12 protein-coding genes and 1 CRISPR repeat array (1 of these 13 running past the window's edge) are annotated in these 14384 nt (G+C 34.7%); all 12 genes read left to right on the forward strand.

What is annotated here, in order from left to right:
• Positions 1 to 7: 7 nt before the first annotated feature.
• Positions 8 to 1099, forward strand: a complete 1092-nt coding sequence (locus THEYE_RS05415; protein WP_012546434.1) for a CRISPR-associated protein — start codon at positions 8 to 10, stop codon at positions 1097 to 1099.
• Entirely contained in the window at positions 1096 to 4047 is a 2952-nt protein-coding gene (locus THEYE_RS05420; protein WP_012545561.1) for a CRISPR-associated protein Csx11, read from the forward strand. The genes THEYE_RS05415 and THEYE_RS05420 overlap by 4 nt, the downstream gene beginning before the upstream one ends.
• 13 nt (positions 4048 to 4060) lie before the next feature.
• A complete protein-coding gene (cmr4, locus tag THEYE_RS05425) occupies positions 4061 to 5005 on the forward strand; it encodes a type III-B CRISPR module RAMP protein Cmr4 (protein ID WP_012546538.1) in 945 nt (314 codons plus the stop codon).
• Positions 5006 to 5020: 15 nt separating this feature from the next.
• A complete protein-coding gene (locus THEYE_RS05430) occupies positions 5021 to 5440 on the forward strand; it encodes a type III-B CRISPR module-associated protein Cmr5 (RefSeq protein ID WP_012546344.1) in 420 nt (139 codons plus the stop codon).
• 12 nt (positions 5441 to 5452) lie between these two features.
• The gene (locus THEYE_RS05435; RefSeq protein WP_012545127.1) at positions 5453 to 6355 is read left to right on the forward strand and encodes a hypothetical protein; all 903 of its coding nucleotides are present in this window, start codon (positions 5453 to 5455) and stop codon (positions 6353 to 6355) included.
• Positions 6349 to 7770, forward strand: coding sequence for a type I-A CRISPR-associated protein Csa5 (gene csa5, locus THEYE_RS05440; RefSeq protein WP_012546006.1), 1422 nt, complete (start codon positions 6349 to 6351; stop codon positions 7768 to 7770). Before THEYE_RS05435 ends, csa5 begins: the two co-directional genes overlap by 7 nt.
• 117 nt (positions 7771 to 7887) lie before the next feature.
• Positions 7888 to 8049 (forward strand): hypothetical protein, encoded by a 162-nt coding sequence (locus tag THEYE_RS10670; RefSeq protein WP_373877461.1) that lies wholly within the window; start codon positions 7888 to 7890, stop codon positions 8047 to 8049.
• A 48-nt stretch (positions 8050 to 8097) separates the two neighbouring features.
• The gene (locus THEYE_RS05450; protein ID WP_012546660.1) at positions 8098 to 9090 is read left to right on the forward strand and encodes a DevR family CRISPR-associated autoregulator; all 993 of its coding nucleotides are present in this window, start codon (positions 8098 to 8100) and stop codon (positions 9088 to 9090) included.
• A gap of 2 nt (positions 9091 to 9092) precedes the next feature.
• The gene (cas5, locus tag THEYE_RS05455) at positions 9093 to 9866 is read left to right on the forward strand and encodes a CRISPR-associated protein Cas5 (protein ID WP_012545301.1); all 774 of its coding nucleotides are present in this window, start codon (positions 9093 to 9095) and stop codon (positions 9864 to 9866) included.
• On the forward strand, positions 9863 to 10366 hold the full coding sequence (gene cas4, locus THEYE_RS05460; RefSeq protein ID WP_012546197.1) for a CRISPR-associated protein Cas4: 504 nt from the start codon (positions 9863 to 9865) through the stop codon (positions 10364 to 10366). The genes cas5 and cas4 overlap by 4 nt, the downstream gene beginning before the upstream one ends.
• A 14-nt stretch (positions 10367 to 10380) precedes the next feature.
• Positions 10381 to 11373, forward strand: a complete 993-nt coding sequence (gene cas1b, locus THEYE_RS05465) for a type I-B CRISPR-associated endonuclease Cas1b (protein WP_012545370.1) — start codon at positions 10381 to 10383, stop codon at positions 11371 to 11373.
• A gap of 500 nt (positions 11374 to 11873) precedes the next feature.
• Positions 11874 to 12137 (forward strand): CRISPR-associated endonuclease Cas2, encoded by a 264-nt coding sequence (gene cas2 / locus THEYE_RS05470; protein ID WP_021013193.1) that lies wholly within the window; start codon positions 11874 to 11876, stop codon positions 12135 to 12137.
• 166 nt (positions 12138 to 12303) lie between these two features.
• Positions 12304 to 14384: a CRISPR direct-repeat array (repeat unit 30 nt; unit sequence GTTTTGAGCCTACCTATGAGGAATTGAAAC); it runs 12 nt beyond the window's last position.

Below are 14384 nucleotides of genomic sequence, written 5' to 3' on the forward strand. Positions count from 1 at the left end.
GGCATTTATGAGTTATGATTTCTTCGTGGATTTTAGGATAGAGAAGAAAGAAGATGTTGATGAGCTTACCTCATGTTCTGGAAAATATACTGAAGTTAAAGAGCCAATGGCAAGAATACTACTCTTAAATACTGCTTTTGCCACTAATGAAGAGCTGATGGTTTATGCGAAAGTTGGTGAAAGAAATACACCTGCTGGGCTAAAAGCTATTATCCATTCAAATGGAAACTATAACGATTCTATGGTATGCAAGTTATCAATGCTTGATTTTTTAAAAATAAATTACTCTATAGATATATCTAATTTGCCTAAGGGAAGTTGGCTTCTTGAATTTCAGCTCACTCTCAAACATCCCTTCATATCAAGAGATGATATTCCATTTTATATTATTGAAAACCCTATGAGGAAGGATAAGGTCTTCGGGATTCCCGTAACATCAGCAATGGCATGGAAGGGTAATTTGAGATGGACAATGATGAAGGTTCATTTGGAACCCGAAGTTAATAATCCAGAAGATTTTGCTAATGTTCGTTATCAACATACTTTATTGTTTGGAACAGAAAAAGGAATGGAAGAAATGGCAAAAGGATGGACAAAATATTTAGATGAGATCTGTCCTCGTGCAAAAGCAATTTACAGAAATAAAGTTATGGAAAGATTTAGAAGTCATGAAATCCCTTCCTTAACAGGCATGCTTTATTTTTATCCTACTTTCTGGGATAGGATTGATATGGAAGTCATTAATCCACATGATAGAAAAACAAAAACTGGCAAAAATCCGATTTATTATGAGGTTGTTCCAAGAGGCGCAAAAGGAATTTTTAAGCTTCTTTATATTCCATTTTATTATATTAATGAGAGAGATATCAAATCTAAAGTCTTGGATGATCTTGCTAATGTTGCAACAGCCCTTAAAAAAATGATGCTCAATTATGGTTTTTCAGCAAAGAAATCTTCAGGGTATGGAGTAATTGAAGAAAATTGGGATAAAACAGCGAGTAATCTTCTAATAATTAATGAAATACAAAAAAACATCAAATTTATAAATTTTGAAGAATTAGAAATCGCGATTAAAGATTTGCAGGAGGAGAATAAATGAACTCTCTCCTTGAAAAATTGAAAAACAATAGAACAGCTATACTATTAGCAGAAATAGGAGCATATCTGCATCTCTTAGGAAGATTCTCAAAGGAGTTCATTTATAGCAATGCAGAAGATGCGGATCCAAATTGTGACAATTTTGATTATCAGAATATATGTAATGATAACAGATTCTTTGGAAATTTTAGCCTTAAGGATCTATTGCAAAATGATATTTGGAAAACTTATTTGAACAAATTTATAAGTGATAAAGATTTAAAAGATTTGAAGCAAAATCTAACTACTTTTTGTGACTTTATTAAAAAACACACATGGACTCAAACTCCACAAGGACTTTGTAAAATTCTTGCTGATGCACATGGGATAGTCTCGGGTATAGACAAAGCTTTAGCAGGAAGAGGGAAAGGTGGAAAGCAAAGGAAAAGGTATACTTTTAAAACAAGTGCTTTTGGTTATGGAGAAAAAATAGAACTCTTGGAAAATAATAAATTAAAGGAAGAATTTTTCAATGCATTGGGAGAAGTATTAGAAAAGATCAAGAATGGTCTGCCAGACATTTCTTATGAGGATTATAGAAACTTCATTAGCCTTATCATGAATTATTATTCTAAAACAATAGGTGAAACACGAAGACCAATCAATGAAATTTCTCTATTTGATTACGCCCACATGATTGCTTCTCTCCTGAAATCAAACCTTGTAAAAATTATTGGATGTGGCTGGTATGAACCAAGGGGTAACTCCAAATGGAGAGTTATGAGAATAAATATTGATGTAATTGGTCTCATATCCAAAGGTCTAAAGATAGGTGATATTAGCGGGTATAAAAATGAACTGGATAGTGTATATGATAAACTTAAGAAAATTATTGAATATATATATCCTCTTGGGAATGAAATATATAGAGATTCAACAGGAATATATTTTTCCTCTCCAGATATGGATATTTCAGAAGTCATATCGAAATTAAGGGAAGATTTAACTTGCGTTGATTTTGAGCTTCAAATTTCTCAATCTCATAGCAGCAGGAGTTTGGTGAGTTTGGCAAGTGAAAGAGAAAAATCTTTAAGTGAGATTGTATTTCCCCATATAAGCAAAACAAAAGTTAGTGCGTCTATGGATCATGAAGGAAAGGATATTTGTCCTGTGTGCAGAATAAGATTAAAAGAAGAGAGTAAAGATAGGTGTATAAGATGTCAAGAAAGGTATGAAAAAAGAGCCAGAAGCTGGTTAGATAAAAATGAAAGGAGTAAAGAAACTATTTGGATAGATGAGGTGGCAGACCATAATGATCGCGTTGCATTGATTTTTGGACAATTTGATTTAAGAAAATGGCTTTCTGGAGAGTATTTGGATACTTTTATCTCCCAGACTTTTGAGAGCTGGAGAAACGAAAATAATAGTATATGTAGTAAGCTTTCAATAAATAAAATTGAAGATTTAGAGAAACAGTTTGAATCTATGTTTTTTAAAACGATTAATGATAATCAAAAAGAATTATGCAAATCATTTATTGGAATAAAACCAGAAAATTTCACTAAAAACTTCTGGGAACCAATAGCTGAAAGGGATGCTACTGGGCAGGCTATGAATCTTACCAATAATCCAGATAAGGCTAAGTATCTGATTAAACTCTTGTTTAGAAAACATCCGTCACCAGCCCGTATCAGGCGAATCTGGAATACTACCGAAGATTTTATCAAGAATACCCTAATAAACAATATTCTCAGTAAACATTCTTATGGAGAAGCTTCATCTCATGTAAATCTCAGAAATAAAAGAATCCAGTTAATTATCTCGCCATCACCAAACATTCCTATAGGTTCAACAATTGATATAGATATTGATGGGGTTAGATTGAGCCCAGTATGTGTTGATAAATCCAAAGGTATCTTCATAACTACCACTAATCTTCAGATTTTATCCATTAAAGGTAAAACTCCAGAAGAGATTTCTTTATGGATGAAAGAAAAACCAATAAAAGTAAAGAAAGAAGGAGATGTTCAATGGGTTGGAGGCTATCGTATAACCAATGTTATTCCTCCTAATGAAGCTTTTCAGGATTATTATCCTTATATACCGATATATAATTATCCAGACCAGTTTATGTTACTTATCCCAGCCTATGATGCCCTAAATATTGCACAAAAAATATTTGAACAGTATGAGGTTCAATTTTCAAAAGTGATGGACAGGCTACCATTTCATTTAGGCATCATTGCATTTCATAGAAGGACTCCTCTTTATATTGCAATGGATGCAGCAAAAAGATTGATCAAGGCATTTAACACAAAGACTAAAACAATAAAAGCAAAGGTGGAGTCAATTGAGGATACTCCAGAAAATAAACATAGAAAACTTACAATAACTCCAGATCAAGATTTTTCTTCAGTTCCATTAGAATGGCAAATATCTTATTCCACAGGTGACCCAAATCAAGAGGATGAATGGCATCCATATATCAGAATAGAAAACAAGCCTTCGCATACAGGTGGTTATTTCTTTGATTATGACGGCATGGGTAATTATGTAGTGCACGTTAAAGGGCTTAAATCTAACGATTGTATAAAAATTGAAACCTCATATTTTAAACTTGTTTTTTTAGAAAGTGCATCAGATAGATTCAGGATTGATGATAACCTTAGAGCACTTGATGATATTAAACGAATTGATGATCTCTGGAATGATATTCAGAATTTGGTTAGGAATAGAAATATCGGTCTTGCCCAAGTATATGCTTTCTGGCAAGAAACTAAGAAACGATATGAAGATTATAATGGAGATTCTATATGGAAGAAATTTGTGAGCTCATCTCTTATAAATATTTTTAAACTCTCTCCTACAAGAGATAGAGATTTATTTAAAAAATTCTTTCAAGCCACAAAAGATGGCTTATTGGATATTTGTATACACTGGAATCTTAAGGTTAGGAAACAAAAACCTTAAAGGGGGTTAAAATATGAGTGAATTTGAATTCAAAAAATACTGCGCAATAGCTCTTGATCCAATTCATATTGGTTCAGGTGGCTCAAGACTTGGAAGGGTAGACCTGCCAATAGTTAGAGAGCCTGGGATAAATCTTCCTAAAATTCCTGGCACAAGCATCAGTGGACCAGCACGAGCATATACCGCACTACAAACAAACAAATATTTATGGAAACATGGTGAACAAGAATTTTCCTGTGCTGGTCGTGGTGGAGATGGAGGAGAGAAACACTGTGGAAAGATAAATCCAGCTTGTCCTGTCTGTATTCCCTATGGCTTTTCTAAAGGAACTGGGAATAGTATACATGGGCTTGCTCAGTTCTTTGATGCTCATATTGTCTTCTTTCCTGTTGCTTCAATGATAGGACCTGTATGGATCACTTCTCCTATGGCTTTAGAAGGTTTAGGTCTACAAAGAAATTTTGCTGTCAATGATAATAGTTTTTATCCATTAGGGACTCAAATCCAAAGTGATAAATTAAATTTCGGATGGCTTATGTTGAAAAAAGATAATAGCGGGCAAGGAAACTTAAACAATTTGTCTCCAGAAATATCTTCTGATATTATAAAGCAGAGAGCCGTTCTTGTTTCAGACAGACTTTTTAGTCATGTTGTAAACAGGAATCTTGAAGTAAGAACCTCTGTAAGCATTGATCCACAAACAGGAACCGCGGAAGAAAAAGCACTTTTTACCTATGAAGCCATTCCAAGAGGTACTGTATTAGCTTTTGATATTATCTATAATTCTGGCAAAGCACTCAGGATTGGCGGGAGAGAACTCAAAACAGAAGGAAATGCAGATGTGGGCACAGCTTGGGTTAAAGCACAAGTTGAAAAAGGATTGAAATTATTTGAGATACTCGGAATTGGGGGGATGGGGACAAGAGGGATGGGTAGAATTAAAATATTGAACATATAAAAATGGAGGTCTGATATGGAAAATTTAGATAGACTCTGTGCTGAATATGGATTTAGATTCGCAGAACAAATAACAGAAGCTTTTAATGATGCAAAAAAGGCAGAGTCATTGATAACTAAAGCATTGAATGTTTTACAGGAACAAGGTCTTTATGCCTTTGCACTTTTTTGTGAATCAAGGGGGGAAAAGGAGAAAGTAGGAGCAAATAAATTAGAAGAAATCACTAAGGAATTATTGAAAGAGGGTTTACAGGTCATTCAAGGAGATGAGCTACTTGAAGAGATTCGCAAGGAAGATGGGCTTGCATCAGATCTTGATAGGTTGATATTCAGTATAGAAGTTATCGAAAGTTCTCTTATATATGCCCGATATCATGCAAAAGCACTTTCAAAAGAGAGTGAAAATCAAAAAACAGATGATATATCCATAAGTTAATAAGGAGAGGCTATGGAATGGCGTTTATATAAATGTATTTTTCGTTTGAAATCCTCACTTTACATAGGATTTCATAAAATTTTCCATTTTTATAGAACAAGGTACTATGTGCCAGGAAAGATTATCTGGGCTTCTTTAACTTATAAATTAAATGGTTTACTCGGAATCAATCATTATAATAAAATAGGTGAGTTTTTAAAAAAGGCAATGAGGTTTGGCTATCTTTATCTATATGTTGATAATCAGTTGTATCTTCCGTCCTATACCAAAGAGGGGCTTAAATTAGGTCAAAACCTCCAATATGAATTTGAGAAAAAATTTATCAGTTCGCAGGCATTTGCAACAATAGATCCCCACTCTTTCACTGCAGAAGAGGGAATGCTCCATGAAGTAGAGTTTATAAAACCATATACAATTAATGAAGGAAAACCTGTTTTTTTAAAAGGACTGATATGGATTAGGAATATCTACGAAGAAAACCTAAAAATTTTCATAGAAAACAATACTCTGAAAATTAAGGCAGGGGAAAAGGAGATAGATTTTAGGAAACAATTGATAAATTATCTCCAGCTCGGAGGAGAAAGAAAATATGGATTTGGGCTAATTGAAATAAACAACTTTGAAGAGATTTCTGATATGGTCTCGGAAGGATTTTATGGTAAGTGGGCGGTGAAAAATGAAGATATTATAATTTATTTACCTAAAGATATGCCTATCTTTGCTCATGTGAAATATTCTGATTCTTTAGAATTAAAAGGTGATATAGAATTACTGGTTGAAAGAGAGTGGGATTTAGAAAAGGGTGCTGGTAGAAACATAAGGTCACATGGTCTATGCTGGGTTCCTGGCTCTCTCTTGAAAGAAGACGAAAAATTCAAAATTACTGAATTCGGGATCTGGGGAAAAAAATGCTAACCCTCTACACACCTGCCACCGGTTTTCCTGATTTGGATGTAAAGATTGCCTACGGGCTGACGAGGGTAGGGATTGAGGCATTTGGAATTGAAAGTGTCGCTATACATTATGAAGGTGGTTTCTACAGGGTTACTTTTGATATAGATAAAAATGATTTTGAAAAGTTGAACAAAATGTTCAATCTACTTTGTCAAAGATTGCTTTTTTCAACATATATCCCTTTTAGTACCCCTGGAATTGCTGGCAGAAGCGCAGAGAGTGTAACCGTTAATGAAAATGAATCATTCTCATTGGACTTCTATAAATCATTTACAATTATTGCTAAAAATAAAAAAGGAGAAAATGTTTGCAGGCATGAATTTGACCATATAGGAAATGTCATAGGTTTTACAGTGGCTACTTCCTTTCACAATAAAAGAGATGGAGTAGATATACAGTTACAATATAAAAATCCCAAAGACAAAAATTCTCCCAAATTACCAAGAAGGCCAACAAATCCAAAAAATATCTGCAAAACTTGCGGGTTACTTGCCTTACTTGGTATATGGTATACCTCTTTTATTTTTAATGTAGCACGCAAAGAAGTTATAGTTATTCCAATCCCTAAAGGCAATGTCAGTGGCAGGAAACTTCAAGAAATTTTTGCCTTACAGCATCAGATAAGAAAGGAGTGGTTTAATCAAGACATCCCTCAGGTATTAATCCCTTTGGTGTTCCTTTCTAAAATCCCCTCCTCTGCTGATATTCTGAAAGGCTTTGATTTATTTATTGCAATTTTAAGCCGAAAACAGGGATACCATGTTGACAGGATTTTTTTAATACCAATTGAGAATTACTTAAAATTTATAAGAGGGACACCTTATAATATTGCAACGATAGATAATATATTAACCCAAAAAGCGTATGCTGCCCTTCAAGAATTAAACAATACTATTTATAATCTAAATAAGACTTCTATCCTAAAATTTGCCCGTCTTTATGTTCAAGAAACATCACCTAAAAAGGGTGATTGGGTAAATCTTTTATACCCAGAAACAGTAAGATATCTTTTAAAGGAGGTGGCTATGATAAGTCTTGAGATTATTGAAAACCCTGCATTAGGTAGCCTTGCAAGAACATTGAGATACTTCATTAGAGAAAAAAAATACGGATATGCCGATGATATAAGAAATGCAAGAAAAGAATCAAGAGATTTTGAGGAAACAATAGCAAAGATGTTGAGAGAGGGCAGGTTGAGGCTTGAACAAAAAGAACAAATTCATCTTCCAACAGATGAGGAAGTAAAGAAAGTCTTCAGGCTTGCAAATGAAGACTTTGAATCCACAAAATTAGCCCTTGTTATGCTTGCCTTTTCATTCCCATCAAGGACTGAAGAAACCATGGAAACATTAGAGGAGATACAAGGTGTCAAATGAAATGACAGAAATACTTAAGAGCCATGTGAATGAAATAAAAAAACGCTTTCATGTTAAAGAGATCGGAATATTTGGCTCACATATAAAAATAAAGGCAAAAATAGAAGCAATATTGATATACTTGTTGAATTTGAGAAGGGGAAGAAAACTTTTAATAATTATATGGAACTTAAGTTTTATTTTGAGAAGTTATTTCATTGTAAGATTGACCTTGTGCTGAAGAATGCCTTAAAAGAAGAATTTAAGCTATACATTCTGTCAGAGGTTGTTTATGTCTGAAAGAAGCATTGAGGTTTTAAATGAAAAAATTAAATCTGGAGGTGTAAGGTGCTTAAATTTATAACATTTTCAGTAAAAGTGCAATTAAATGTCCATGATCTCAATAATGAGGCAGTGGCGGGTAATGTAACTGATATAAGGATTATGGAGTTTCTTGATGAAATGGGTGGAAAAGTTGAAGCAACAGCAGTATCAGGCAGGATGCTCAAGCACTGGCATTATGAGGGAATGAGAAAGTTAGGCTCAGCACAAGGCTTACCTTTCTGTGATGCCTGTAAAATTGGTGAACCTGTAAGACCAGCAAAATTGGAAAACAATATCCTTTCTCATAAAAATGCTGTTGCTGAAGGACAGGTAGCTGTTATTCAGAAATGTGCTATTTGCGATATTCACGGGTATCTTGCAGCAATTGCAGGAGAAGGAAGAGGTGGAAGAAGAACATCTGAAGAAGGTGAGGAAGAGCAAGAAGGTGTTTCTGAAAGAAGGAGTTCAAGAGTTATGTTCTCATGGCTTATGCCCGTTTTAGGTGGCGAATTCTCTTCAAGACAAGTGATTCATTCAAGGGTCAAGAGCGGGATTAGTTTTGATGACAAAAATCTTACTTCTCAAATGCCATTCCACAAATCCTATGGCTCTGGTATTTATGCATTTGTATCTGCCCTTGATATTGATAGAATTGGGCTTGTGGAATTAAATCTTGGAAGCCCGAATCCTTATGCTGTTGATGACAACTCCGGCCGTAAACAACGAATCAAGGTTGCCCTTGAAGCATATCGCTTGATGCTTTCAGGCCAATTAGGCGCAAGCCTCTCTCATGCTGTTCCTCACGTAAATCCTTTAGAGATTCTTGTTGCGTATTCTGAAACAGGACCACTACCCTTCCCTGTATCGCCCATATATCCAGACTATATTTCAAAAACAGTGGGGCTAATGCCTGAGAATACAACTCTTCTTTACTTGGGAAGCGAAACGCCAACAGGGGTTGTAAAGAAGAACACTATTAACGAAGTCTTTGATGAAATTCTAAGTAAAGTAGCCTGAGAATGAAAGCTCTGGTATTTCACATAAGGCTGAATTCCCTTTACTCTATAAGAATTCCCTTTACTTGGCAGTCTGCTTTGACTTATCCTGTGCCACCTCCTTCTGCAGTGATTGGAATGCTCGCTAATGCCCTGCAGCGATATAAAAATGATAGGCATCCTTTGCAATATCTTGAAAAAATTGAAAATGAATTAATCTGGGCTGGCTCAAAACTTCTTTCTCCTTGTATTATCAAAAGTTATACAACTTCTGCGATTGTTAAATGGGACGATACTATGCCATGGAAGTTTACAAATGCAATTGGTAGGCAGTTTGCCTATGCACAGCAAATTCAGATAGCCACAATATTTAAAGATGAAAGCATTGTAAATGAAATTGTCAAAGCCCTTAAGATATCACCTCTTACCTGTGGTGATAGTGAGTCTCCCATAACAATTGAAGACGAAGTTTTTATAAAGAATGTATATGAAATTGATAAAGAAACTATTACAACAGGCTATCCTTTACCTTTCAGTAAAGATACAAAAATAAAAGATGGCAATGGCCGGGTTTATCTAATGCATGAAAGGTGTAAAAAAAGGCACATCAGTTTATATTTAAGAACATATCTTATACCAATTGTAGAAATACAGGGAATATGCCATCCCTCCACTATTAAGATAGAGAGAACTAACGAGAAATTTTTTAAAATTGACGAGATAGATTTTGTAGTTGCTTACGATTCATCATCAGAAAGTAGATTAGAGAAAAAAACTAACAAAAAGAGGAAAAAATGAATTTTAATCTAAAACCCTCCCCTACCCTTATCTGGTATTACTTCATATGCGAGCGTGAAGTATGGCTTCTGTCAAGACAGCTTGAGCCCTATCAAGCAAATCCTTTTATTGAGATTGGAAGGCTCATTTCAGAGGAAACTTATAAAAGACAGTTAAAGGAAATCCATCTTGAAAACATGGTCATAGACCTTTTAAAAACAGAGGGGAAAGACATAGTAGTGGCTGAAGTGAAGAAAAGTTCAAAATACGAAAAAGCCGCAAGGATGCAACTTGCTTATTATCTTTTAAGGCTTAAAGCCATGGGAATAGAAGCAAAAGGCGAGCTTTTATTTCCTGTAGAAAAAAGGAAAATAACTGTTGAGCTTACACCTGAAATACAGGATGAACTTAAAGAGGCTCAGGATAAAATAAAGCAGATAATATTACACGAGACAGCTCCTCTTCCTAAAAAAATAAAATTTTGCAACAAATGCGGTTATCAAGAACTATGTTGGGCTTAATAGGCTGAAAAATTATGAAAAAATCATTATACATAATCTCTGATGGAGAGCTAAAAAGAAAAGATAACACACTTTATTTTGAAACCAGTGAAGAAAGAAAATATATTCCTGTTGAAAATACACGGGAAATATTGATATTTGGTGAAGTATCAATGAATAAGCGTCTTTTGGAGTTTCTTACAGAAAGTGAAATTATTATTCATTTCTTTAACTACTATGGCTACTACATAGGTTCTTTTTATCCAAGGGAACATTTAAATTCAGGTTATATGATACTTAAGCAAGCAGAGCATTATTTGGATACAGGAAAACGACTTAATCTTGCTGAGAAATTTGTATCAGGAGCCATTGAAAACATTAAAAAGGTTTTAATCTATTATCACAATAGAGGTAAGGAGCTTTCAGAAATAATTAGCAAAATACAAGAGATTGCAACAAACATTCCCGACTGTTCAACTACCGATGAACTAATGGCAATAGAGGGAAATATTCGTGATTACTATTATCAATCATTTGACATAATTTTAGACAATGAACACTTTATCTTTGAAACAAGAACAAAGAGACCGCCAAAAAACAGAATCAATGCTCTTATAAGTTTTGCCAACTCTCTTGTTTATACAACCTGTCTAAGTGAAATTTATCAGACTCATCTTGACCCAAGAATTGGATATCTTCATGCCACCAATTTCAGAAGATTTACTCTTAATCTTGATGTTGCGGAGATATTCAAACCAATAATAGCAGACAGAGCAATCTTCAGCATTGTAAACAAACGAATTGTAAAGCCGCAACACTTTGAAAAGAAGCTTGATGGTATTGTGCTTAATGATAAAGGAAAACAGATTCTACTCCAAGAGATGGATGAAAGACTTAGGAGTACTATACAACATAAAAAGCTTGGCAGACATGTATCTTATCGGCAACTCATAAGGCTTGAATTGTATAAAATTCAGAAACATCTCATGGAAGAGGAAGAATATAAACCTTTTGTAACAGGCTGGTAATTCGAAAAAAGTTATTTTCTGTAATTCTGAAGAACTATTTTTCCATCCTGAGCACCCTTTCCCCATTCTGTCATTCTGAGCACCTCTAATGAGTGCGAAGAATCTCTTCAAAATTTTAATAAAAACTCAACTCCATTTCCCCATACAGGCATATCCCTGAAAATTCTCACGAGAACTGACCCAGATTTCTCATGAAAATTTTCAATTCCCATGATATTGTTATTTCTGAAACTCAAGATTCTGATTTATCATAACAACGAACACTACCTTTGTCTTATATTTTTGATTATTTTTATTACTCAAAAAACGAAATAAAAAGAGAGCCTTTCATGACCACATTAGGTAAATTAGAGCAATTCATCCAAGTCAACGAAAAATGATAAAATAACATATCTCGAACAAATCGAAGGCATAAAATTTATGCAGATTAATGCAAACAATAAATTAAATATCACCTCAAGCTATACCTAGGGGCATATGTCTTAGCAATCGGACAATAAATGAGAGTTATACTCGTATACGATATTAATGAGAAAAGAGTAGCCAAAGTACTTAAAACATGCAGGAAATATCTCCACTGGGTACAAAATTCTGTATTTGAAGGAGAAATTTCTGAGGCAAAACTCGAAAAATTGAAGATAGAGCTGAAAAAAATAATTAATCCAGAAGAAGACTCTATAATCATATACACATTTCGCAGTGAATGGTATACCAGAAGAGAAATAATAGGAATTGAGAGAGGAGGAGAAGAGATAATAATTTAATTTTTTACATTTCTCTTTATTCTCGTCAACCTTCAATGGTGCAAAAAACTCCAGCCTTAGACGACTGAAATTATATTGAAAAATTAAAGATTTTTTGTTAAAATTCAAAAAATAACCAATGATCTTTGACAAGCGGATCAGATTGATTTTTTCACATTTTAAACGGGTTTTGAGCCTACCTATGAGGAATTGAAACTTGTTTTGCCAAATTGATATTTCCAACCAGTTCCTCCGTTTTGAGCCTACCTATGAGGAATTGAAACTTGTATTCAGACAATAATTCTGTTCCTTCAAGCTTTGTTTTGAGCCTACCTATGAGGAATTGAAACAATAATCAAAATTATCAAGATTATCAGAGTTGTTATTGTTTTGAGCCTACCTATGAGGAATTGAAACGTTTTTTGGTGCATTTTCAAGACTTTTTATTGTTAGTTTTGAGCCTACCTATGAGGAATTGAAACGGTAAGTTATGTTCAGCCTTATGACCTTGTTAGAACGTTTTGAGCCTACCTATGAGGAATTGAAACTTGTATTCTTCTTTAAAAATCACATAGCCATTTATGTTTTGAGCCTACCTATGAGGAATTGAAACGTATCAGCTGTTGCATCTGCTGTTACAACAAACTGCGTTTTGAGCCTACCTATGAGGAATTGAAACGTTTGATACAGCTGCAGGATAGCCATTGACCTCTCGTTTTGAGCCTACCTATGAGGAATTGAAACTTAAAACTTCTCCATCTCTGGCTACGGTTCTAAGAAGTTTTGAGCCTACCTATGAGGAATTGAAACAACTATTTGTGGAGCAAGATATGCAGACAGCACTGCTACGTTTTGAGCCTACCTATGAGGAATTGAAACTTCAACTTCAACCCCGTATCTTGGAGTTGTTTCAGGTTTTGAGCCTACCTATGAGGAATTGAAACCGCATTTACTTATAACAATTATCATTTCATTTCCTTGTTTTGAGCCTACCTATGAGGAATTGAAACCATTTAAGCCCCACCAATAAGCATAGAATAAATAAAGTTTTGAGCCTACCTATGAGGAATTGAAACAAGCTCTCAGAGATAACATATGATGCAGTCGTCGGGTTTTGAGCCTACCTATGAGGAATTGAAACCGAGGCTCAAACAGGTGGAATACTTCAAACACAAGGGGTTTTGAGCCTACCTATGAGGAATTGAAACACTGTATTCTGTTTTTGTATCATTGAAGTGTGAAAGTTTTGAGCCTACCTATGAGGAATTGAAACATTTCTCTCTTAAAATACCTTTTAAAAATTTTTTTTGGTTTTGAGCCTACCTATGAGGAATTGAAACCTTTACACTCCATTGCAACTTCATAAACCATATTATTGTTTTGAGCCTACCTATGAGGAATTGAAACACATTTTGCCTGAACAGATATGTTTGCTCTAAGATGAGTTTTGAGCCTACCTATGAGGAATTGAAACTATCTATACCTTAACTCTCTCATACCTACCCTCTTTGTTTTGAGCCTACCTATGAGGAATTGAAACCCATGACGGCTTCAACACATCTTCAATTCTCGTTAAACCGTTTTGAGCCTACCTATGAGGAATTGAAACTTCAATTTCTAATTTTTTATTGTGTTCCATTTTTCTCCGTTTTGAGCCTACCTATGAGGAATTGAAACCTTGAAAAAACTTTTTTAAATCAATAACTTCATTATCCCGCGTTTTGAGCCTACCTATGAGGAATTGAAACTATTCTATAACTTTACCACCCTCATCCACACACACGTTTTGAGCCTACCTATGAGGAATTGAAACACTTTAATACTTCAAATTTCCTTTTACCTTTAGACAGTTTTGAGCCTACCTATGAGGAATTGAAACGTATTATTTGACATACCGCAAGCAAGCAAGAGATAGAGTTTTGAGCCTACCTATGAGGAATTGAAACTTTTATAACGCTCCCACACCATCTCCGCACTCGTCGTTTTGAGCCTACCTATGAGGAATTGAAACAACAAAATCGAACGAGGTTTAACGCTTTCATCAAACTCGTTTTGAGCCTACCTATGAGGAATTGAAACCCATACAAACCACCTTGCCCCAAAACATCGCATGGGTTTTGAGCCTACCTATGAGGAATTGAAACCTTTGTCAAGAACAAGCTCTTTCCATACTTTTGCACATTGTTTTGAGCCTACCTATGAGGAATTGAAACACAACAAACTCATACATTTGAAGTGCTCCCTGAGCCCGTTTTGAGCCTACCTATG

The sequence above is a fragment of the Thermodesulfovibrio yellowstonii DSM 11347 genome, assembly GCF_000020985.1.
In the GTDB taxonomy this organism is placed as follows: Bacteria; Nitrospirota; Thermodesulfovibrionia; order Thermodesulfovibrionales; family Thermodesulfovibrionaceae; genus Thermodesulfovibrio; species Thermodesulfovibrio yellowstonii.

What these genes read in the sequence shown, in the direction of transcription:
- THEYE_RS05415 (WP_012546434.1), top strand. Translation starts at nt 8, where the DNA reads ATGAGTTATGATTTCTTCGTGGATTTTAGGATAGAGAAGAAAGAAGAT.
- THEYE_RS05420 (WP_012545561.1), top strand. Translation starts at nt 1,096, where the DNA reads ATGAACTCTCTCCTTGAAAAATTGAAAAACAATAGAACAGCTATACTA.
- cmr4 (WP_012546538.1), top strand. Translation starts at nt 4,061, where the DNA reads ATGAGTGAATTTGAATTCAAAAAATACTGCGCAATAGCTCTTGATCCA.
- THEYE_RS05430 (WP_012546344.1), top strand. Translation starts at nt 5,021, where the DNA reads ATGGAAAATTTAGATAGACTCTGTGCTGAATATGGATTTAGATTCGCA.
- THEYE_RS05435 (WP_012545127.1), top strand. Translation starts at nt 5,453, where the DNA reads ATGGAATGGCGTTTATATAAATGTATTTTTCGTTTGAAATCCTCACTT.
- csa5 (WP_012546006.1), top strand. Translation starts at nt 6,349, where the DNA reads ATGCTAACCCTCTACACACCTGCCACCGGTTTTCCTGATTTGGATGTA.
- cas5 (WP_012545301.1), top strand. Translation starts at nt 9,093, where the DNA reads ATGAAAGCTCTGGTATTTCACATAAGGCTGAATTCCCTTTACTCTATA.
- cas4 (WP_012546197.1), top strand. Translation starts at nt 9,863, where the DNA reads ATGAATTTTAATCTAAAACCCTCCCCTACCCTTATCTGGTATTACTTC.
- cas1b (WP_012545370.1), top strand. Translation starts at nt 10,381, where the DNA reads ATGAAAAAATCATTATACATAATCTCTGATGGAGAGCTAAAAAGAAAA.
- cas2 (WP_021013193.1), top strand. Translation starts at nt 11,874, where the DNA reads ATGAGAGTTATACTCGTATACGATATTAATGAGAAAAGAGTAGCCAAA.